Origin of the sequence: Marinobacter sp., from assembly GCF_041690615.1 — a bacterium.
GTDB lineage: Bacteria > Pseudomonadota > Gammaproteobacteria > Pseudomonadales > Oleiphilaceae > Marinobacter.
In genome coordinates this window covers 112,533-133,774 of record NZ_JAWLGY010000007.1, presented here as the reverse complement: position 1 = coordinate 133,774, position 21,242 = coordinate 112,533, and the positions used below count along the sequence as shown (strand labels likewise).

Annotated in this window: 21 protein-coding genes; 10 read left to right on the top strand and 11 right to left on the bottom strand. The window is 59.2% G+C overall.

Annotated elements, in window-relative coordinates:
- Positions 1–4: 4 nt before the first annotated feature.
- Genes ACESMZ_RS07390 through ACESMZ_RS07365 form a run of 6 tightly spaced genes read right to left on the bottom strand, consistent with a single transcriptional unit; the run spans position 5 to position 5,702 of the window.
- Complete coding sequence (locus tag ACESMZ_RS07390; RefSeq protein ID WP_372958241.1) at positions 5–1,285, bottom strand: class I SAM-dependent methyltransferase; 1,281 nt, start codon at positions 1,283–1,285, stop codon at positions 5–7.
- A complete protein-coding gene (locus ACESMZ_RS07385) occupies positions 1,273–2,223 on the bottom strand; it encodes a DUF1365 domain-containing protein (RefSeq protein WP_372958240.1) in 951 nt (316 codons plus the stop codon). Before ACESMZ_RS07385 ends, ACESMZ_RS07390 begins: the two co-directional genes overlap by 13 nt.
- Positions 2,220–3,485 (bottom strand): NAD(P)/FAD-dependent oxidoreductase, encoded by a 1,266-nt coding sequence (locus ACESMZ_RS07380; RefSeq protein ID WP_372958239.1) that lies wholly within the window; start codon positions 3,483–3,485, stop codon positions 2,220–2,222. The genes ACESMZ_RS07385 and ACESMZ_RS07380 overlap by 4 nt, the downstream gene beginning before the upstream one ends.
- Positions 3,486–3,490: 5 nt before the next feature.
- On the bottom strand, positions 3,491–4,279 hold the full coding sequence (locus tag ACESMZ_RS07375; RefSeq protein ID WP_372958238.1) for an SDR family NAD(P)-dependent oxidoreductase: 789 nt from the start codon (positions 4,277–4,279) through the stop codon (positions 3,491–3,493).
- On the bottom strand, positions 4,276–4,752 hold the full coding sequence (locus ACESMZ_RS07370) for a nuclear transport factor 2 family protein (protein WP_372958237.1): 477 nt from the start codon (positions 4,750–4,752) through the stop codon (positions 4,276–4,278). The genes ACESMZ_RS07375 and ACESMZ_RS07370 overlap by 4 nt, the downstream gene beginning before the upstream one ends.
- Positions 4,749–5,702: an acyl-CoA desaturase gene (locus tag ACESMZ_RS07365; RefSeq protein WP_372958236.1), complete on the bottom strand. Its 954-nt coding sequence runs from the start codon at positions 5,700–5,702 to the stop codon at positions 4,749–4,751. The genes ACESMZ_RS07370 and ACESMZ_RS07365 overlap by 4 nt, the downstream gene beginning before the upstream one ends.
- A gap of 113 nt (positions 5,703–5,815) precedes the next feature.
- Here ACESMZ_RS07365 and ACESMZ_RS07360 point away from each other — a divergent pair, with 113 nt between their 5' ends.
- Entirely contained in the window at positions 5,816–6,862 is a 1,047-nt protein-coding gene (locus ACESMZ_RS07360) for an NAD(P)/FAD-dependent oxidoreductase (protein ID WP_372972419.1), read from the top strand.
- Here ACESMZ_RS07360 and ACESMZ_RS07355 read toward each other — a convergent pair whose 3' ends face one another.
- Positions 6,863–8,344, bottom strand: coding sequence for an HD domain-containing protein (locus tag ACESMZ_RS07355; protein WP_372972418.1), 1,482 nt, complete (start codon positions 8,342–8,344; stop codon positions 6,863–6,865).
- A 116-nt stretch (positions 8,345–8,460) separates the two neighbouring features.
- Here ACESMZ_RS07355 and ACESMZ_RS07350 point away from each other — a divergent pair, with 116 nt between their 5' ends.
- The 6 genes from ACESMZ_RS07350 (at position 8,461) to ACESMZ_RS07325 (ending at position 13,223) form a co-directional block, all read left to right on the top strand.
- Positions 8,461–9,702, top strand: a complete 1,242-nt coding sequence (locus ACESMZ_RS07350; RefSeq protein WP_372958233.1) for a PP2C family protein-serine/threonine phosphatase — start codon at positions 8,461–8,463, stop codon at positions 9,700–9,702.
- Positions 9,703–9,753: 51 nt separating this feature from the next.
- On the top strand, positions 9,754–10,245 hold the full coding sequence (locus ACESMZ_RS07345) for an STAS domain-containing protein (RefSeq protein ID WP_091850461.1): 492 nt from the start codon (positions 9,754–9,756) through the stop codon (positions 10,243–10,245).
- A gap of 57 nt (positions 10,246–10,302) precedes the next feature.
- Complete coding sequence (locus tag ACESMZ_RS07340) at positions 10,303–11,397, top strand: NAD(P)H-dependent glycerol-3-phosphate dehydrogenase (protein ID WP_372972417.1); 1,095 nt, start codon at positions 10,303–10,305, stop codon at positions 11,395–11,397.
- Between the two features lie 3 nt (positions 11,398–11,400).
- Positions 11,401–11,853: a SixA phosphatase family protein gene (locus ACESMZ_RS07335; RefSeq protein ID WP_372972416.1), complete on the top strand. Its 453-nt coding sequence runs from the start codon at positions 11,401–11,403 to the stop codon at positions 11,851–11,853.
- A 138-nt stretch (positions 11,854–11,991) separates the two neighbouring features.
- Positions 11,992–12,555, top strand: a complete 564-nt coding sequence (locus ACESMZ_RS07330) for a DUF1285 domain-containing protein (protein ID WP_372972415.1) — start codon at positions 11,992–11,994, stop codon at positions 12,553–12,555.
- A gap of 206 nt (positions 12,556–12,761) precedes the next feature.
- Positions 12,762–13,223: a peptidylprolyl isomerase gene (locus tag ACESMZ_RS07325; protein WP_091850469.1), complete on the top strand. Its 462-nt coding sequence runs from the start codon at positions 12,762–12,764 to the stop codon at positions 13,221–13,223.
- Between the two features lie 170 nt (positions 13,224–13,393).
- On the opposite strand, the gene ACESMZ_RS07320 is transcribed toward ACESMZ_RS07325, so the two are convergent.
- Positions 13,394–15,046: an electron transfer flavoprotein-ubiquinone oxidoreductase gene (locus ACESMZ_RS07320; protein WP_372972414.1), complete on the bottom strand. Its 1,653-nt coding sequence runs from the start codon at positions 15,044–15,046 to the stop codon at positions 13,394–13,396.
- 719 nt (positions 15,047–15,765) lie between these two features.
- Between ACESMZ_RS07320 and ACESMZ_RS07315 the strand changes: the two genes are divergently transcribed.
- From ACESMZ_RS07315 to ACESMZ_RS07305, 3 genes are all read left to right on the top strand, one after another.
- Positions 15,766–16,515 (top strand): electron transfer flavoprotein subunit beta/FixA family protein, encoded by a 750-nt coding sequence (locus ACESMZ_RS07315; protein WP_372958227.1) that lies wholly within the window; start codon positions 15,766–15,768, stop codon positions 16,513–16,515.
- A complete protein-coding gene (locus tag ACESMZ_RS07310) occupies positions 16,516–17,457 on the top strand; it encodes an electron transfer flavoprotein subunit alpha/FixB family protein (RefSeq protein ID WP_372958226.1) in 942 nt (313 codons plus the stop codon). It begins immediately after the preceding gene.
- Positions 17,458–17,618: 161 nt separating this feature from the next.
- Positions 17,619–18,890 (top strand): saccharopine dehydrogenase family protein, encoded by a 1,272-nt coding sequence (locus ACESMZ_RS07305; protein ID WP_372958225.1) that lies wholly within the window; start codon positions 17,619–17,621, stop codon positions 18,888–18,890.
- Positions 18,891–18,929: 39 nt separating this feature from the next.
- On the opposite strand, the gene ACESMZ_RS07300 is transcribed toward ACESMZ_RS07305, so the two are convergent.
- Genes ACESMZ_RS07300 through ACESMZ_RS07290 form a run of 3 tightly spaced genes read right to left on the bottom strand, consistent with a single transcriptional unit; the run spans position 18,930 to position 21,176 of the window.
- Positions 18,930–19,322 carry a CBS domain-containing protein gene (locus tag ACESMZ_RS07300; protein ID WP_372972413.1) on the bottom strand — a complete coding sequence of 131 codons (393 nt, stop codon included), beginning with the start codon at positions 19,320–19,322 and terminating at the stop codon, positions 18,930–18,932.
- 10 nt (positions 19,323–19,332) lie between these two features.
- Positions 19,333–19,686, bottom strand: coding sequence for a transcriptional regulator (locus ACESMZ_RS07295; RefSeq protein WP_372958223.1), 354 nt, complete (start codon positions 19,684–19,686; stop codon positions 19,333–19,335).
- On the bottom strand, positions 19,683–21,176 hold the full coding sequence (locus ACESMZ_RS07290) for a DUF1538 domain-containing protein (RefSeq protein WP_372958222.1): 1,494 nt from the start codon (positions 21,174–21,176) through the stop codon (positions 19,683–19,685). The genes ACESMZ_RS07295 and ACESMZ_RS07290 overlap by 4 nt, the downstream gene beginning before the upstream one ends.
- Positions 21,177–21,242: the final 66 nt, after the last annotated feature.

Genomic DNA, 21,242 nt, shown 5'->3' with positions numbered 1-21,242 from the left:
GGCATCAGCCTCTGACGGAGTCCGCGATCAGGTGGGCCCGTTTGTTATGGGGCCTGGCCATCAGGATCTGGTTCACACCGATGGCCCGTTCACTGAAACCCGCCTCGCAGTAGGCGAAGTAAAACTGCCAGAGCCGTCGGAAGGACTCGTCATAACCCAGTCTGTCCAGTTCCGGCGTGCTGGCCAGGAACCGGTCGTGCCAGTCCCGCAGGGTGCGGGCGTAATGAAAGCCGTGATCTTCCGCATGGGTCATCACCAGGTCGCTCTGTTGGCCCATGGACTCCAGGATGGCGCCGAAGGACGGGATGAAGCTGCCCGGGAAGATATAGCGCTGAATGAAATCGACATTTTTCAGGGCTCGGCGGTAGCGCTGCTCCGGCATGGTGATTGCCTGTATCAGGGCCAGGCCGTCGGGTTTCAGCAGCCGGCTGATCTGGCTGAGATAGCTGTCGAGAAACTGCGGGCCCACCGCCTCAATCATTTCGATTGACACCAGCTTGTCGAACTGGCCTTCAAGATCCCGGTAATCATCGAACAGCAGGGTGATCCGGTTGTGCAGGCCTTCTGCCTCTACCCGCTCCCGGGCCAGGGCCAGCTGTTCGCTGGAAATGGTCGTGGTGGTGACATGGCAGCCATAATGTCTGGCCGCATGGATGGCAAAGCCACCCCAGCCGGTACCGATCTCGATCACCCGATCGCCGGGTTTGAGGTCTAGCTTGCGGCAGATCAGGTCCAGTTTGTAGACCGCGGCCTCGTCCAGTGTGCTGTCTTCGGTGGGGTAGACCGCCGACGAATACATCATGGTCGGGTCCAGGAACAACTGGAACAGTTCGTTACCCAGGTCATAATGGGCGGAAATGTTCTTCCGCGAACCGGTCGGGGTATTACGGTTGAGCCAGTGGAGTCCTTTGAGGGCCGGTTTCGTTACCCAGGCAAAGCGGTCTTCAAAGGCATTCATCCTGTCCACGTTGCGAGTGAAGAAGCGCAGCAGCGCGGTCAGATCCGGCGAGCTCCAGTCACCCGCCACGAAGGCCTCTGCAGCCCCGATACCGCCGCCGGTGAGCAGATCCCGCCAGGCAGACCCATCATAAATGTCCAGACGGGCGGCGGGCCAGCGCTGATCACCGTCACCGAACACCTGCTCCGGATACCCCGGTTCACGTACCACCAGTTGCCCGGCCCCGAGCTGCCCCAGCTGGCTGCAAACCAGTTGACGGGCAATGCGGGTCACCAGCGACGGCGAACGGGGTGCCTGGCTGGTGGTGCGGTTTTCTACGTTCTCCATGAAGTAATCCTCGTAACGGAATCGCTGACGGAACCATCTGCCCCTGGCACACCCTGAGCCGACCCGGAAGGCAGACTCTCGCGGCCCCGGTCGTCCCGTCCCAGCCCGCGGCTGGGATGATCCACCGGCAATTTGTCCGGATGGGTGTGGAAGGGCACTCCCTTGAGCTTCAGTCTCAGTGCATGCCAGTAGATGCCGGCGATGACCTTGAATGACTCCACTGGGAAGTGCAGCAGGCTCCTGTTAACTGTTTTACGAGTCAGGGGGGTACGGCGGACCACCAGGGTGGCATCGAAAACCCGGTTTTTCGCTTCCGGGTCAGGACCTGCACTGTTCACGGTCATATGGATACGCAGTTCCGGTCCCCGGAAACTGAAGGTCCACTGATAGCCTTGCTCCATGGGGTTGAAGGGAGACACGTGGAAGCGTTTGTCGAATCCGGCCTTTACCGATTGCCAGCCGTTACTGCCAGCGGCCGTATTACCGACTTCCAGGCAGTACACATGCCGTTCATGCCAGGGCGTGTTGGTAATCTGGGCCAGGATCACTCGTGGAACTGCGCCTGCACCCGGTTCGTCGCCGTTGCCATAGCAAAAATAGAAACTGACGGGGTTGAATACATAGCCGAAGTGCCGGGGATGGGTGATCAGTTCGATCGGTCCGTCCGGACGCCACCCGGTCGCGGCTTCGACCCGGTCCCTCACGGCCTGCTGCAGGTCTGGCACATGGGGGTCTAGGTAGTCCCGGCGACGCAGGGACAGCACGTTGGGTCTTTCCACCGATACCAGTGGCCCCAGCCGGTCGAACGCCTGCCAGTCAGCGAGGTTCAGGGCCAGCATGCCGGTCCGGTACTCGAATTCATGGCTGACCGGAGACCGGCGCCGGTGCCTTACCGTGCCGGACAGCCAGCTACTGGCCAGGGCAGGGGGCTGGTTCACAGTGACACCCCGAACGCCTGCGCTACCCGCAATGCGCTGCGCACGCCATCTTCATGGAACCCGTTGAACCAGTAGGCACCACAGTAATGGGTGTGGTTCTGGTTACCAATCTCACCATAGCGCTGCTGCGCCGCCACGCCGGCCATTGAGAATACCGGGTGGGCATAGGTATAGCGGTCTATGACCCGTTCCGGGTCGATATCGTGTCCGCGATTGAGGGTGACACAGAAGGTCTCCGGGGCGTCGTGGAAATTCTGCAGGATGTTCATGTTATAGGTGACCGATACCGGCTGGTCCGGTTTCAGTGGAATATAGTAGTTCCAGGCTGCCCAGGCGCGACGGTTGGCAGGCAGCAGCCGGCTGTCGGTATGCAGCACCACATCATTATCCTGGTACGGGATGGCCGACAGGATTGCGCGCTCCTGTTCGGTGGGATCCCTCAGCATGGCCAGGGCCTGGTCGCTATGGCATCCGAAGATCACCTGATCAAAGCGATAGTCCGTGCCATGGACCCGCAGGGTAACACCGGACGCGTCCCGGGTGACGGACTCAACAGGGCTGTTAAGCCAGGTTCGGTCCCCCAGGCGATCCATCATCCGGTTTACATAGGTGGCCGAACCGCCGGAAATCACCCGCCATTGGGGGCGGTCATCCACTGAGAGCATGCCGTGGTTATTGAAGAACTGGAGGAAGAACCGGATAGGAAACTGCTCCAGAACAACCTCCGGGGCGGACCAGATCGCCGACCCCATGGGGACGATGTAATAGCTGCGGAAGTAGCCGGAAAAGCCGTGCCGGTCCAGGTAGTGGCCGAGGGTTTCCTGGTCATCCAGGGTGCCGGCGTCCAGGTCTGCCCGGGTCTGCCGGTTGAACCGGAGAATCTCCCGGATCATTTTCAGAAAGGGCAGGTTGGCAATGTTCCGGCGCTGGGCAAACAAGGTGTTCAGGCTGGTGCCGTTGTACTGCAGGCCGTTGGCCGGCGAGTCCACGCTGAAGCTCATGTCGCTTTCTTCGGAGGCCACGCCGAGCCTGTCCATAAGCCGGATAAAGTTCGGGTAAGTCCAGTCATTAAAGACGATGAATCCGGTGTTCACCGGCCACTCCCGGCCGCCGGCGCTGACCATGCGGGTGTTGGTATGGCCGCCGGCGTAGTTGCCCGCTTCAAACAGCGAGACCTCATGCTTCTCGGAAAGTAGCCAGGCGGCCGTCAGACCGGAAACGCCGGCGCCGATAACCGCGATACGCTGGGGGGTGTTGCTCATGTTGATCAGGATTCCTGGGATGTGTTTCTGGCCATGCGTGCGGCCATCCGGTCAATAACGCCCTGTGGCAGGTTACCCAGCAGACGCAGTGTCCAGGTGAACCGCTTCGGGAATTCGATGGAGTGATGCCCCTTCTGCAGGCCTGCAATGATTCGCCCGGCAGCATCGTCTGCCTCGATCAGGAAGGGCATGGGAAAGTCGTTGCGATCGGTGAGCGGGGTCTTTACAAAGCCCGGGGATACCAGGAAAACCTCAATGCCTTCCCGGGCCAGATCGGCCCGCAGAGACTGGGCAAAATAGGCCAGGGCCGCCTTGGAAGCCCCGTAGCCTTCCGCCCTCCCGAAGGGAAACCACCAGGCTGACGAACCAACGATCGCCACCGCTGCAGGGCGACCCAGTTCCCGTGTCCGGCGCAGGTGGGGCAAGGCCCGTTCCACGGAGAGGACGGTACCCATCACGTTGGTTTCAATATTGCGCCGGATCAGCTCACTGTCGAACTGACTCACATCAAGATATTCACAGGTTCCGGCGTTCAGAATAGCCAGGTCCAGGGAGGCTGCATCAGCCAGGGTAGACCCGACCTGATCCAGCTCTGATAGGTTGGTGGTATCCGCCCGTGCGCTGTCCACCCGGTCCGGAGCCAGGGTGACCAGCTCATCCAGGGCCGACTGGCGTCGGCCGGTCACCACCAGCGAATGGCCATCGTGGATCAATCGCCGGGCAAGGGCTTCGCCGATGCCGGAAGTGGCACCGGTCAGCCAGACCCGGGAGGCAGAACGCAGGAAGCCGCTCATGTGGCGTAATTCCGGACCCAGCGAATGGCACCACCCAGCACCGGCAGGTTGCCGTAGAGCAGTTCTGCACCGTCGAAGTAGTCCCGGTGGAACTGCACGCGCCCTCCATGAATAGTGAGGTGGCTCATGCCGTGCACGGTGATTTGCCGGCCCCGTCGCAGCCTGGGATGTTCCAGGTGCATGACCCAGGCAAGGCAGGCCTGGTCACCGCTGATGATGACCTCCGTAAAGTCGAACCGGCAGGAGCGGACGTTGGTGTACACTTTTTCAAAATAGGCCTGGAGCGCCTTTCTGCCGTTCACTGCTCCAAAGGGGTCAGTAAAGCGGATGTTGTTACTGTAGACCTCGGCCAGGCCGGTCACGTTACCCGAAGACAGGGTGTTGAACAATCGCTGAAAGCGCTCCACCGTGGCCGGCACGGCTTCGTTCTGGTAAATGTCAGTGGCCGTAGCCGTAGTGCCAGGGATGCTCATGAGCTCCTCCGCTGCAGATCAAGACGACGGGTTTCTTCACGGATGGACTCCGGAACCGGTTTAAGGTCATGGATGATACCGGCCTTGGACAGCAGCCAGAGTCCGTAGTAGGTCAGGTCGATCTCGTACCAGCGGAATCCCTGACGGGCCGACTGGGGCCAGCGGTGATGGTTATTGTGCCAGCCCTCGCCAAAGGTGATCAGTGCCAGCCAGAAGTTGTTACGGCTGTCGTCAGCGGTCTCGAACCGGCGGGAACCCCAGACATGGGACAGGGAGTTGATGGACACCGTGGCGTGGAACAGCGCCACCGTCGAAATAAAGAATCCCCAGACCAGCAACTGAAGCCCGTTGGTGCCAAGCCCGGGGGCCCAGGCAGCGAGCGCCTCACCCAGGGCGTAAATGGCGACCGCGAAGACAGCAGGAACAAGGGCATCGAAGCGGTTAATGAATCGCAGCTCAGGGTAGCGCAGCCAGTCCTTGACCCGGCGCTCCTCGGTCCGGAAGGCCGCATCGCAGGTAAACCAGCCCACATGGGACCACCAGAAACCGCCCTGGTGGGGAGAGTGGAGGTCTTCCTCCCGGTCCGAATGCTGGTGGTGGTGGCGGTGGTGGGCTGCCCACCAGAGCGGACCCCGCTGGGCGGCACTGGCACCGAGAATGGCGAAAACCAGTTGCCAGCTACGGGTGGTCCTGAAGGTCTTGTGTGAAAAGTACCGGTGGTAGAAACCGGTGATGGCGAACATGCGAAGTGCAAAGAACGCGACAGCAAACAGTATCGCAAAGGTGCTCACACCGGTGAGGAGCGCCAGGAAGCAGGCCAGGTGCAGAGCCACGAAAGGCATCACCCTGAGCATGCTGAAGCGTCGGGAAGTCAGATCGAGTTGATCCGATCCGGCCTCGGAATCGAACCATCTCAGAATGTCCGTTAGCCAGGACTGGACTCTGGTCATACAGGTAAAACCTTTTTGGCTGTTGAAGCGGGCATGGTCTGCAGTCACTGTTTCGGTGCGGGACTGCTGGCATTCTTACGTAACCGACCCCTGTATCGGATGTTTGGGAAATCATGATTGATACGCAAGACTCACAGACTGTTATACGACGGCTGGCTATCGTTGGTTCAGGGCTGGCCGGCCTGACCGCCGCCCGCAAGCTGGCGGCAGCCGGCGTAGACGTTACCCTGTTCGAAAAAGGCCGTGGCCCCGGCGGTCGTATGGCCTCAAAGCGCCTCAGCAAACCGGCGGACAGCTCGGCGGATATTGGTGCCCAGTATTTCACCATCCGTAACCCGGCGTTCCGGCAATTCCTGACGGACCATGCCGGCACCGGGTGCTGGGGCACATGGGGTGGTCGGTTCCGGTATCAAGGCGCCGATAACGGCTGGCAGAGCATGCGGCCGGCGGAGCGCTATGTGGGCATTCCGCGCATGTCTGCCATCACCCGCTCACTCTCTTCCGGGCTGGCAGTACGGGCCGGAGTCCGGATTGCGAGCCTTGACCGGGATGGGGATGACCTGTGGCGACTGACCGATACGGAAGGCCGGGTCTACGAAGGCTTTGATACGGTGCTGCTGACACCGCCACCGGCCCAGACCATCGATCTGCTCAAGGACAGTGGCCTGTCGATGCTGGCCAATGACTTCAACCTGCAGATCAGCCGCATGCAGGCCTGCTGGACAGTCATGGCGTACTTCCCCGAAGGCGCCGGTGCTGACTTCGAGGCGCTTATGCCCAACAGCCCGCTGCTGAACTGGGCAGCCAACAACTCCAGTAAACCCGGACGCCAGGACGAGGGCGAGTGGTGGGTGCTGCACGGCGACCCGGACTGGTCCGATGCAAACACAGAGGCCGCCCCGGACCAGGTAGCTGACCAGTTACTGAAAGAGTTCCACCAGTATGGCGACATCACTGCCGCCCCGGGCACGGTGAACGTCCACCGCTGGCTATACGCCCGCCCAAAGGCCAGAACGGGCCCGGGTCACCTGTGGTTCCAGGGTGAACGAATTGCGATTGCCGGCGACTGGCTGGATGGTGGCCGTGTGGAGGGCGCATTCAACAGTGCGGACGGCCTTGTCAGCCGGCTGGCGTCCCTCGGCCTGGTTCAGGGGCTCTGATCAGCCGGTGTTGCCCGTTGCCTCGGTCACATCCTGTGGCCTGAGATAGAAATGGGTAATGGTGCCGTCGCCAAACTTGCCAAAGAAAGCGCTGACATCAGTGATGCGCCGCAGGCTTCGGCGGCGGCTGACCGGGTCCCGGACCAGCACCTGGATGCCATCGAAATTCGCCCCAATGCGTGAAAACTTAGCCCTCATGGTGCAGGTCACGACGTCTGCCGGCGGCAACTGCAACTCCCGGGCGAGCCAGCGTCGGTGGGCGCCGATCTCGTCCGGCTCCAGGTTCTCCCGGGTATCCAGGTGCCGCAGCTTGACCCGGTCCACGATGCACCGGGAGTAGCTTGCCGGGCGACGGCGGGCAATGCGGCGGAAGGCTTCCCAGAAGAAGCTGTCGGTCAGGTCGGCAAAATACTGCATGTCGCTGAGGCAGGTGTTCACCCAGTCGAAGATTTCCGGGTCTTCCAGCGCCTCGTTGATGGCTTCCCGCAACAACCAGTCAAAACCCAGGGCCGTCTTGTGGGCGTAGACCTTGCGGTACATCTGGTGGCGGCTGTAGACAAAGTCTTCCAGCGCCCCGAGCCCTTTGTGGGTAATTGCCAGCCCCAGCCAGGGGGTGCGGGTGTCCCAGCCAAAGCGCAGGTTGCTGAGCAGGTGGTCCAGGTTGAAACCGCCGATCGTCACAGAGGAGTGAAAGCCGTCCCGGAGCATGTAGTCCGCCCGGTCAGCGTCGATTTCGCCGGACACTATCGATGACAGCATGTTCATCACCAGGGCCGGAATATCGGCCCTGCGGAGACGGCCTGCCTCCGAATCTTCCCCGGCGATAAACTCCCAGAAGGTATGGGCGTGGCGGGAGAAGGCCTCGCTGGGGGTTACCTCGGTGGTTTCCATGATGCCCATCACGTCCTGTACGTAAAGACCGGCCGCCTCCAGGTCGATGCTGGTCAGAATGTCGTGGGCGACCCGCACGGAGTAGTGTTCATGCTCCAGCTCTTCCGGCGGTGCGCGAAAATAGGCCCGGTAGTCAGCGCCTTCCCAGAGTTGCTCAAACCGTCCCGGTTGTGCCATCAGCTCATGGATACGCCGGGCCTGGGTAAACTGGTGGGAGAAACTGGAGTGGCCACTGTCATGGAGCAGGCAGCCCAGGCGAATGGTTTTCGCCAGGTAGTCTATGGCGTCCAGCTGGCTCAGGGTGAGGTCCACCTGCTCGCTGAGCTGGCGCTCACGGAGATAGGCGTCAATCATGGCGCGGAACATGCGCCCACCCACATGCATGACCCCGACACTGTGCAGAAAACGGGAATGGGTGGCGCCCGGAAACACCAGACTCAGGATGTCATTCTGGCAGATATTGCGAAGCCGCTGGAACAGCGGGTGGTCGATAACCTGTATTTCATGGCGATATAGGGGTATGCCCCCGTGAACCGGATCCATAATGATCTTGTCATAGGCTCCGAGAAGATCATTCACCGCCTTGCGCATGGTTAAACCTCGCAGGAAAACATTGTGGTACTTGTTATATCACACCACCGTGCCAGAATACCCGGTATAAGCAGTGGCTTATCCAGAACAAGACCGCGAACGATAAAGGCCAGAGCATGACAGCGCGCACCGAGCGCATATTGATTATTGATCCGGACGAGGCCGCCAGGGCAGACCTGGACCGCTACCTGGTTTCGCGGGGCTTCTATGTGCACGGTTATGCCAATATCGCAGAGGCCCGCCGGCTGTTCGACGACCGGCCGCCGGACGTCATCTTCGCGGACCTGCCGCCGGCCATCATCAACGAACTGACCGTGTGCCTGAAAGACGAGGGGGGCTTCCTTCCCCTGATTGCCTATTCCCGGGTTACCGAGGCCGATCAGGTCATCGAGGCGCTGCGTGCCGGGGCGGCGGACTTCATTCTCAAGCCGCTCTCTGACAAATCTGTGGTGGAAGACGTGCTGGGCCGGCTGTTTGACCGGGTAAGGATACATCGGCTTAATCAGCTATACCGCCAGGAACTGGAAGAGGCCAACTCCGACCTGCGGGAAGGTATTTCCGAGTTACGGGCAGACCAGCGGGCAGGGCGCAAGGTGCAGATGAAGATGCTGCCCGACCACCAGGTGATCCTCAACGGCCTGGCCATCGACCACCTGATCAAGCCGTCCCTGTTCCTGAGCGGCGACTTTCTTGACTACTTCCGGATATCAGAAGATGAAACCCTGGTCTACATCGCGGACGTATCAGGCCATGGTGCCAGCTCCGCCTTCGTCACCGTACTGCTCAAGAACCTGACCAACCGGCTGCAGCGTAACCTGCGCCGCGGCTCTTCCGACGACATACTGTATCCGGAGCGGTTTCTCCAGCGCATCAACTCGGAGCTGCTGGATACCGGGCTGGGCAAGCATGTTACCGTGTTTGTGGGCATTATCTCGGCCTCGAGACGCAGCCTGCGCTACGCTGTGGGGGCGCACTTTCCGATGCCGGTGATCGACTTCGATGATGGCGAAACCCGTTTCCTGGAAGGGTCCGGTTTGCCGGTAGGCCTGTTCGAGGAGCCGGAATGGGAGGAGTATGAAGTACCCCTGCCAGGCCCGTTTCATCTGTTTCTGTTTTCGGACGGTATACTGGAAGTACTGGACGCGGAAAATCTGGATAAAAAGGAACAGCAACTACTTGAACTCATATCGGGAGGCCGTCACACTATCGCATCGTTGAGCGAGGCTCTGCACCTTGAAGGTAAGTCAGAGCTTCCTGACGACATCGCGATCATGTCGGTTAGCGATATAAGGCTGACCGACCCCGATCTGCAAGGTGTATCGGTCACTGATGCCGGGAAGCCGGCGGGGGCCAGGTGAGGCAGACTCACCGGGCGTTTCCGTTTTGTCGAACGACTGGCAGTAGAAGACATGGCTGGCTACAAGATTCTGCAGGCTGAGAAGCAGGGGATCTACGTCCTCAAGTTTATTGGAGAAATCCGTCTCAACCTGTGCTCGACGCTGGATAACCTGGTGGAATCCATCACATCGGATCCTGCGTTCAAGACCGTGGTTATCGATCTGACCGAAACCGAGGTGATCGACAGCACCACCCTCGGCCTGCTGGCCAAGATCGCCATGGCCGCCAAGAGGCAGAGCCATTTTCTGCCGACCCTGATTTCAACCAATCCGGATATTACCCGAATCATTACATCGATGGGGTTTGACCGGATTTTCATTATTGTGCGCGAGCCTGCCTCGCGTATCGAGGAACTCGAAGAGATCCCCGTGCTACGTGCCAGTGAGCAGGAGGTTCGGGATAAGGTACTGGATGCCCACCGTGTGCTGATGGGGCTGAACAGCCGCAACCGGGAAGAGTTTCACAACCTGGTTCGGGCCCTGGAGTGTGAGGACACGGGCTGAGTTCAGCGCAGACGCCAGCTACGCCCAATGACACGACAGGGCCGATACGGAAGCACTATGTCTGAAACTACACGGCCCGGTAACGGGCACACCTCCGCAAACCCTTCCCAATTACCTGGAAGTAAACACGACGTTGCCGTCCTCGGGGGGGGCAGCTTTGGCACTGCCATGGCCAAGGTGTTGTGTGAGAACGGCCACCGTGTCCATTTCTGGATGCGGGACGAGCAGCAAGTCCAGGAGTTGAAGGAGAATCGCACCAATAGCCGTTACATGCCCGATGTCCGCATTGAGGGCGACCTCCTGCCAACCACCCGCTTTGCCGAGACCCTCGCGAACGCCGAGATCGTGTTTGTCGCCATTCCCAGCAAGGCCTTCCGCGAGGTCATTCGTGCCCATGCGGGCGATTTCCGGCCGAACCAGATCGTCATCAGTCTGACCAAGGGGATTGAGCGGGACGGTTTCAGGCTGATGAGCGAAATACTGCAGGAAGAAATCCCCCGTACGCGCATCGGTGTATTGAGTGGCCCCAACCTGGCAGCGGAAATCGTCAACCGGGAGTTGACCGCAACGGTGATTGCGGCAAAAGACCCGGACGTAAGGCGAACCGTCCAAGAGTTGCTGGGCTGTGATTATTTCCGGGTCTACGCGAATGTCGACATCTACGGGGTCGAGCTATCGGGGGCGCTCAAGAATATCTATGCCGTCGTGGCGGGAATGGGGGCAGCGCTGGATCTGGGCGAAAACGCCCGAGCCATGTTGCTCACCCGTAGCCTTGCCGAGATGAGCCGCTTTGCGGTGAGCCTGGGCGCGAATCCCATGACCTTTATGGGACTGGCTGGTATAGGCGACCTGGTCGTAACCTGTACCTCGTCCAAGAGCCGGAACTTCCGGGTGGGTTATGCGGTAGGCAAGGGCGCCCGCCTGGAAGACGCTGTAGCGGAGCTTGGCCAGGTGGCCGAGGGCATCCACACCTTGCTACTGGTCAAGGAAAAGGCCGAGGACGTGGGCATCTACATGCCACTGGTGCGGGGCCTCTATGACATCCTCTACGGTGGCGCCTCCATCAAGGCCGTTATCAATGGCCTGATGACCGCTGTCCAGAACTCTGATGTGGAATTCATTCTCCCCAGAACCCTGGCAGGGCAGGGCTGAGTCGTGAAAGTGCTGGTGATGCGCCATGGCGAAGCTGGCTGGCACTCCGTTGACCAGCAGCGCGAACTCACCGAGGCAGGGCGCTATGGAACGGGCAGGGTGGTTCACCAGATCGCAGAGTCCCCCTGGCGTCCCCGGGAGATCTGGTGCAGCTCATTGGTTCGCGCCCGCCAGACCGCCGCAATCGCTTCCGAGATCCTAAACTGCCGGGTCACCGAGAAACCCTTCCTGGCACCGGATGACGACCCGGGCCTCTGCCTCGATGCGCTGCTGGAAGAGTCGCCGGCAACTCGTTTGCTGATCGTCTCCCACATGCCCCTGGTTGGTGCCCTGGCAACACTGCTTGTGGATGCCCATCGCCAGGGCATTCCGTTCATGACGAGTCAGGCTATCGCCCTCGAAATGCCGGTGGTGGGCCCCGGCTGCGCCGATCTGAAAGCCCAGTTCCTGCCCTGATGGCTGACCACGCCTGAGTGCCAGGCGGCCTTGTGACAGGACCCGATGACGGGTTGCAACTTCCCGTGTCCGGCCCCATTTCTACTTGATAAGATTACTGTTTCCCGCACCGTTTCATACACCCTGCAGGAGAGACCCATGAGCCAGGACCCGAAACGTCTTGTAGATCAGGTGAAAGCCGCCGCTGAAGGTGCCAGTCTGCCACCCATCGAAAAATGGAACCCGGAGCTTTCCGGCGATATCGATATACGAATCGCCCGCGATGGAAACTGGTATCACGAAGGTGAGCTGATTCAGCGTGAAGCGATTCCGCGCCTTTTCTCGACCATCCTTCGGCGTGAGGATGACGGTGAGTACTACCTGGTTACGCCGGTAGAGAAGTGGCGCATCCAGGTAGAAGACACACCGCTACTGGCTCACAGCCTGGAAGTCGCTGGTACTGGCGACAGCCAGGTACTGGCAGTAACCACCAATTTCGGCGAGCGCCTGCTGCTGGGACAGGACCACCCCCTGGAAGTGGGTACCTATGACAGCGACGGCAGCCCGCGTCCGGTGGTCCACGTTCGGCGCGGCCTGGAAGCGAGGCTGGTTACCGCCGCCTATTATGAACTGGCGGACCTCCTGGTGGAGCAGCCCTCCGGTGAAAGCGCTGCACTCGGTGTCTGGAGCAATGGTGAATTTTTTCCGGTAGGTAACGGTTGAAATACGCCAGCCCGGCTCCACCAATGGGGGCAACACGGTAGAAAACGCAGTCTGACCCTTGTTAGACTGTCTTTTAGATCTTGTTACCGAGCCCGGCTCTCTAACGAGGCCCGGTGGTCGTTAGTTCCTCTGTGCAGTCCGACTGTTCAAGATCATCGATCATCCGTTTTTACATTTACAGTCATTGCGACATGCAAGGAGAAACCATGGCCCAACCTCGCGTTGTTACCATTCACTACACACTGACCAATGATCAGGGAGAAGAGCTGGACTCCTCCCGCGTGGAAGGTCGTGAGCCACTGTCGTATCTGGAAGGTGCACAGAACATCATTGGCGGGCTGGAAAGCGCGCTGACCGAAAAGGATTCTGGCGACCAGGTCAAGGTATCCGTCGACCCGGCCGAAGGTTACGGCGAGAAGAACGACGAACTGATCCAGCCGGTTCCGCGCTCCGCGTTTGAGGGTGTCGACACCATTGAGCCGGGTATGCAGTTCCAGGCGCAGACTCCGGGTGGCCCCCAGATTGTTCGTGTTGTTGAAGTAAACGACGAAACCGTCACTATTGATGCAAACCACCCGCTGGCCGGCGAAACCCTCCACTTTGACGTGGAAGTGGTAGAAACCCGTCCGGCAACCGACGAAGAGCAGGAGCACGGTCACGTGCACTGATGGCTTGCGTCAAGGTTACATAGAAAGCGGCTCCTGCGGGGGCCGTTTTTTTATGTCCGCACAAAAGCCGGCCGCCACCGCCTCGTGGCCGGGAAGGGTGAGCGTATTTTACGGGCGCAAAAAAGGCCGGAGCGAACCCCGGCCTTGCTTTGCTGCTATCCGATCCGTTCTTACATGTTCGGATAGTTGGGACCACCGCCACCTTCCGGCGTGACCCAGGTGATGTTCTGGGCCGGGTCCTTGATATCGCAGGTCTTGCAGTGAACACAGTTCTGGGCATTGATCTGGAACTTCTTGCCACTGCCGTCCTCGGCCTCTACTACCTCGTACACGCCGGCCGGGCAGTAACGCTGCGCTGGCTCGTCGTACTTGGGCAGATTGTGCTCGATGGGAATCGACGGATCCTTCAGCCTCAGGTGAATCGGCTGATCTTCCTCATGGTTGGTGTTGGAAATGAACACCGAGGAGAGCTTGTCGAAGGTCAGGGTATTGTCCGGCTTCGGGTAATCGATTTTCTTGCACTGGTCCGCCGGCTTCATGGTGGCGTAGTCCGCCACCGTGTCATGGAAGGTCATGGGCAGCGGACGGCCAAGGATATTCTGCTCGATAAAGGCGATGGCACCACCGCCGATATGACCGAACTTGTGCATGGCCGGACCGAAGTTGTGCTCCTTGAACAGCTCTTTGTAAAGCCAGCTGTTCTCGAAACGCTCCTGGAAGCTGCTGATTTCCTCGCCGTTCTTGCCGTCCTTCAGTGCCTCGAACACGGCCTCGGCACCCAGAATGCCGGACTTCATGGCGGTGTGAGAGCCCTTGATCTTGGAGAAGTTCAGGGTACCGGCGTCACAGCCCAGCAGCAGGCCACCCGGGAAGCTCATTTTCGGCAAGGAGTTCAGGCCACCCTTGGTGATGGCTCGCGCGCCATAGGACACGCGCTTGCCACCTTCCAGATACTTCCTTATCTCCGGATGCGTCTTGAGCCGCTGCATTTCGTGGAACGGGCTCACATGCGGGTTGCTGTAGGACAGGTCAGTGATCAGGCCCACGTAGACCTGACCATTTTCCAGGTGGTACAGGAAAGAACCGCCAGTGCTCCCGGATTCATTCAGCGGCCAGCCGGTGGAGTGAACTACCAGGCCCGGCTCATGCTTCTCCGGGTCGATGTCCCACAGTTCCTTGATGCCGATCCCGTAATGCTGCGGATCCTTGCCTTCATCCAGCTTGAAGTCGTTGATCAGGCGCTTGCCCAGATGACCGCGGCATCCTTCAGTGAACAGGGTGTACTTGGCGCGCAGTTCCATACCCGGCATGTAGCCGTCTTTCTGCCCGCCATCGCGAGCTACGCCCATGTCACCGGTAATGATTCCTTTTACCTGGCCGTCTTCGACAATGGTCTCGGCAGCAGGGAAGCCAGGATAAACCTCAACTCCAAGGGCTTCAGCCTGCTCGGCCAGCCAACGGCACAGGTTGCCCAGACTGATGATGTAGTTGCCTTCGTTGTGCATGTTCTTGGGAACGAAAGCATTGGGGATCTTGGTGGCCTTGTCCTGACTCTTCATCAGGAAGATGTCGTCCCGGGTGACCGGGGTGTTCAGGGGGGCGCCGCGCTCTTTCCAGTCCGGGAAGAGTTCATTCAGGGCGGTGGGTTCAAACACCGTACCGGCGAGGATATGGGCACCGATCTCGGAGCCTTTCTCGACGACACAGACGGTCAGTTCCTCGCCGGCTTCCTGGGCCAGTTGCATGGTGCGACAGGCTGCCGAGAGACCGGCAGGCCCCCCGCCGACGATCAGAACATCAAATTCCATTGATTCGCGTTCCACGTTGGTCTCCTCAAACTTCTCATCAGTTGAACAGAAGGAATCTGGCACGTTCGGGCGCCGACCGGATTCAGCCGGGGCAGATGATGCGCCGGGCACTCACTGCGTCTGTCCCTTCATCTTTAATGGTTTGCTGAACACGTCACATGTTAGCGACCAGGGTCGGCATAGCGTGCCCGCGCTCAGGGCAAAACGGACATGTTACCGGACAACTGGCTGTTAAACGACAGTTTAACCTGCTTTTTCCTCAGTTCAAACGATCGTTTGAAAGTGGTGCCGCTTTCTGGCATCGTTCGAACACTCCGGTTACGGAACCGTTTAGTGAAAGCAACCGGATAGCAAGCAAAGCGAATTATACCATAAGTTGCGAAACAGTGTTTCAAAAATGAAACCAAAAACGGCTTTTCAGGGCCAAAAACAGAACATGCCAGGCGGAAAAACACCGGAAAAAATCCCTGAAATGCCTTGCAAAGCCGCCGTGATGCTGCATTTGCTATTGACCCACCGGGTCTTTGCCTTCAGTATTATGGCGCCCTGACAGCAGGTCCAATGGAGTTTTTGCTGTTTGAATCAAGGTTCGGCCGCGGCTTCGCGAGCGGTCGGAGCGACAGGAATCATGAATACTCTGGCGTTACCAGCCTGGCGGTTTGTTCCCGGGTGGTTCAGGCGAGAGTCTTTCTGATTACGAGTCATTAAACCCATCGTAGAAGAACGAGGAATCTATGAAGGTTCTGGTCGCTGTAAAACGAGTTATCGACTACAACGTGAAGGTTCGCGTCAAGCCGGACAACTCCGGTGTTGATCTTGCCAACGTCAAGATGGCGATGAACCCCTTCTGTGAAATCGCGGTTGAAGAAGCGGTTCGCCTGAAGGAAAAGGGCGTCGCCAGCGAGATTGTGGTGGTATCCATTGGCCCGAAGGCTGCCCAGGAGCAGATCCGCACAGCCCTGGCCCTGGGTGCTGACCGCGGTATCCACGTGGAGACAGACGAAGAAGTCCAGTCCCTTGAAGCTGCCAAGCTGCTCAAGGCGGTTGTCGAGAAGGAAGAGCCGAAGCTGGTTATCCTCGGCAAGCAGTCCATCGACTCCGACAACAACCAGACTGGCCAGATGCTGGCCGCCCTGACCGGTATGGCCCAGGGTACCTTCGCTTCCGAAGTTGCTGTCGAGGGTGAAAAGGTCAACGTGACCCGTGAGGTTGACGGCGGCCTGATGACCGTCTCCCTGAACCTGCCGGCTGTTGTTACCACTGACCTTCGTCTGAACGAGCCACGGTACGCTTCTCTGCCGAACATTATGAAGGCCAAGAAGAAGCCGCTCGAAGGCACGACTCCGGCAGATCTGGGTGTCGATATTGCACCACGCCTGGAAACCGTCAAAGTGGAAGCGCCTGCTGCCCGCAAGGCTGGCATCAAGGTAGAAGACGTAGCCCAGCTGGTCGACAAACTGAAGAACGAAGCGAAGGTGATCTAAATGAGCATCCTGGTATTTGCTGAACACGATAACAGCAGCCTCAAGCAGGCTACCCTGAGTGTCCTGGCTGCTGCCAAGGAAATCGGCGGCGATATCGACGTTCTGGTTGCCGGCGAGAACTGCGGTGCGGTTGCCGAACAGGCTGCCAAGGCCGATGGCGTCAGCAAGGTGCTGGTCGCCGACAACGCCGCCTACGGTCACAACCTGGGTGAGAACCTGGGCGAGCTGGTCGCTGAAGTTGGCAAGGGCTACAGCCACATCATGGCCGCTGCCGGCACCACCGGCAAAGACTTCATGCCGCGGGTTGCTGCGCTGCTGGACGTTGCCCAGGTCTCCGACATCATGGGCGTTGTGGACGCTGACACCTTCGTTCGTCCGATCTATGCCGGTAACGCCATCGCGACCGTCAAGTCCAAGGACAGCACCAAGGTAATCACTGTTCGCCCAACCGCATTTGATCCGGTCGCCGGAGAAGGCGGTTCCGCGGCTGTCGAGAACCTGGATGTGGTCAAGGACGCTGGTCTTTCTTCCTTTGTTAACGAAGAACTGGCCAAGTCTGACCGTCCGGACCTGGCAAGCGCCTCCATCGTTATCTCCGGTGGTCGTGGCATGCAGAACGGCGAGAACTTCAAGATGCTGGAGCAGGTTGCTGACCTGCTGGGTGCCGCAGTTGGCGCATCTCGCGCGGCTGTTGATGCCGGCTTCGTGCCCAACGACATGCAGGTCGGTCAGACCGGCAAGATCGTTGCTCCGCAGCTGTATGTTGCCGTGGGCATCTCCGGTGCCATTCAGCACCTGGCCGGTATGGGCGACTCCAAGGTGATCGTTGCAATCAACAAGGACGAAGAAGCGCCGATCTTCCAGGTAGCCGACTACGGTCTGGTGGCGGACCTGTTCGAAGCCGTTCCCCAGCTTGAAGAGGAACTGAAGAAAGTCCTGTAAGGGCTTGCTTCGACAGAAAAAGGGGCGCTTGCGGGCGCCCCTTTTTTGTTCCTGTCACAAAGAACCATCCCGCTTACTCCATGCCCGGGTTCGCTCTGCTATCCTTGCAGACTCCCGGTTCATGTTCATTGATAACCACTGTTCACAAAGGAGCAATCGCCATGGAAACCCCGTTCGATATTGTGCTGTTCGGCGCCACCAGCTTTGTCGGAAAGATCCTCACTCGCCGGATGGCTGAGCGGCACGGTTTTGGACACGGGGATGACGGGCAGGGCGCCCAGGGGCAGCAACCGGTACGCTGGGCCATCGCCGGTCGCTCCAAGGCGAAGCTGGACAGGCTTAAAGACGAACTCGGGCCGGCGGCAGTTAACCTGCCCATGGTGATTGCGGACGCGAGCGATGAGGATTCGCTGACTGCGATGTGTGAACAGACCCGGGTCGTGGTTTCGACAGTCGGACCCTACGCACTTCATGGCGAACCCCTGGTAAGGGCCTGCGTGGAAACCGGCACTGATTACTGTGACCTGACCGGTGAAGTACAGTGGATACGACGGATGATCCAACTGTACGAGGAGCGGGCAAAGATCACCGGAGCACGCATCGTCCATTGCTGTGGGTTTGATTCCATTCCCTCGGACATGGGGGTGTGGTTCCTGCAGCAGGAAGCCATCTCCCGCTTCGGCCAGCCCTGTCAGCGGGTGAAAATGCGTGTGAAGGCGGCCAAAGGAGGTCTTTCAGGCGGTACCGTGGCAAGCCTGATGAACGTGATCCGGGAAGCGGCCTCCAACAAGGCCCTGCGCAAGGAGTTGGCCAACCCGTTTTCCCTGTGTCCTCCGGACCATCGCTCGGTTACCCGCCAGCCCAACGTCAAGGCAGCAGAATTCGACCAGGACCTGGAATGCTGGGTGGCGCCGTTTCTGATGGCCGCCATCAATACCCGCGTGGTGCACCGTTCCAACGCGTTACTTGATGCCCGTTACGGAACCGAGTTCCAGTATGACGAAGCCATGATGACCGGGCGTGGCCTGAAAGGACGGGGAAGGGCGCTGGCTGTGGCCGGTGCCATGGGTGGATTTGCCCTGGCCACCGCCATTAAGCCCACCCGCTGGGCCCTGGAACGGTTCGTGCTGCCAGAATCCGGCGAGGGGCCGGACCAGACAGCCCAGCAAAAAGGCTTCTACGACCTGCGATTTATTGGCACCACGGAGGGTGGTGAGAGCCTGACGGTCAAGGTAACCGGTCAGGGTGATCCGGGATATGGTTCCACCAGCCGAATGCTCGCCCAGGCGGCGGAATGTCTTGCCTTTGATGTGGCAGAGGATGTCGCGGGCGGGTTCTGGACACCGTCGAGCCTGATGGATGGCGACCTGCTGAAGCGACTACAGGCCAACGCAAAGGTAACGTTCGAGGTTTTAGCGGCCTCAACTGCCTGAAACCCTAAGCGTCCTGCAGCCCCTGCTCCACAGGGGCTGTTAACTTTCCATTCGCTCGAACAGCGCCGCCATAATGTCGTCCATCGTCACGAACCCCAGCAGGCGGTTGTCTTCCAGTACCAGCAGGCGCTTCACCCGGTGTTCGCTCATCAGGGCAGCCACATGGCGCAGCCCGAGGCTTTCGCCAACGCTGATTACCGGCTTCGCGCAGACGTCGTAAACGTTGAGCAGGTCGATGTCGCCATCTTCCGCGATTACGGTCTTGAGGATATTGGTGTAGGTGATCAAGCCCCAGGCATCGTGTTCACTCTGCTGTTCTACGACCAGGGATTTGACACCATGTTGCTTCATCAGGGTCATCGCCTCCCGGATGGTGGCAAAGGGCGACACCTTGATTACTTCCCGAACCATCATGTCCCGAACTGTCAGCATCTGGGGCCTCCTATTCCTGTGAATTTTTGAGATGTTGCTCGAATTTCTCTACCTGGCTGAAATCAATCCCTCCCAGGTGCTCCAGCGGAAGGGTAAACACGATGCCACTGGAATCCTTGTTGTCCGGCATAATCACCTTCTGGATCGCCTTGAGAACCTCCAGCGACAGGCCCTTTTCCAGCACCATCAGCAGCACGCTCTGGCTGCCGTCGTAGGTCAGGCCAAAGAAGGTCTTTCGAGCAGTATTACTGACTCCCCGACCGGCCAGGATTGTAATGCCGCCAGCTCCCAGTTCCCGGGCCGCATCAATGCATTCCTGTTCCAGGTCTTCGGGAACAATGGCCGCAAGCGCGGAAAATTTCATGATTCTACCTCGCGTCGTCTGGTCATCCACTGGGCCAGTATGGCGTAGCCCATAACCGTCACAATGGGGAAAATTGAGGCAAAGGCAATGAGCCCGAAGCCGTCGATCAGAACGTTGCGCCCTTCGATGTTGGAGGCCAGGCCAATGCCCAGCGCTGTCACCAGGGGCACAGTCACTTCCGAAGTGGTTACGCCGCCAAGATCGTAGGCGAGGGCCACAATATACCGGGGGGCCGCCAGCGTCAGCAGAATGACCAGCGCATACCCGCCGATAATGTAAAAATGCATGGAGTCGCCCACGATAATGCGATGCACCCCGATGGTGATACCAACAGCCACACCGCAAGCCACCAGGATGCGAATGACGTTGCCGTTGATCTGGCCAGCGGCGGCTTCTTCAGCCTGCTGGCCGATGGCAATCAGGGCCGGTTCCGCCATTGTAGTGGCGAAGCCGATACTGAACGCAAACAGATAGACAAACAGATAGCCCTCAAGCGTAATCAGCTGCTCGGCCATACTGGTGCCGATGGGGAACAGGCCCATCTTCAGGCCGACCACAAATGCGTATAACCCCAGGATGACCAGCACAAACCCGAAAGCAACCCGGTGCGGGTTGGCGAGGGTCTTGCGTAACACCAGGTACTGGAAGATGAGCACGGTGGCAATGATAGGAAGCACATCCCGCACCATTCCCAGAAGCTCGCTGAGCATGGCCATTATGCCGGACGCCGGAAGCGTATCATCATCCGTCACCGACAAGGACACATCGCTGGACAGATCGTCACCCCCCCCGTACACGAAAATGCCATACAGCTGCACGGTAATCATGGGTACCATAACCGCGAGTGCCACCAGTCCGAATCCGTCAATCAACGGATTGCGGCCCCGGATGGAAGCCGCCAGTCCGATACCCAGCGCAGCAATCAGGGGTACCGTTACGACATTGGTGGTGACGCCGCCGGAATCATAGGCCAGTCCCACGATTTCAGGCGGCGAGAACCAGGTAACAATGACAACGGTGATATAACCGATGATCATGAACCAGTGGAGTGGAAAACCGAAAATGGTGCGGAACACCCCGAGTGCCGTCACAAACCCAACGGAAACCGCAACCAGCATTCGCAGGGTAAACGCGTCAATCCGGCCTCCGCTGATCTCCTGAGCCTGCATGGCGACGGCAATCAGTGCAGGTTCGGCCACCACCGCCGAAAAGCCAAGGGCAAAACCGAAGGCCAGCAGCACGGGCACGGAACCTTTGCGGGCAAACTGGTTCGAGAGGCTTCTGCCAACGGGGAATATACTGAGCTCCAGGCCCTGAAGAAAAAGCGCCACACCGGCGGCTACGATCAACAGGCCAACGGCCATACTGGCCAGGTTATCGGGAAGCTGCCGCAGTACCAGCACCTGGAAAAAAGCTACAACCACCACGATAGGAAGGAGGTTTTTCAGTGCGTGCAGGAAAGCGTTGGAAAAGGCTTTCAGATAGTACACTTCATCTCCGGTCCACCTTGGTGGTGCGAAAGCTGAGAGGAGAAAGATACAGGAATACAACAGGAT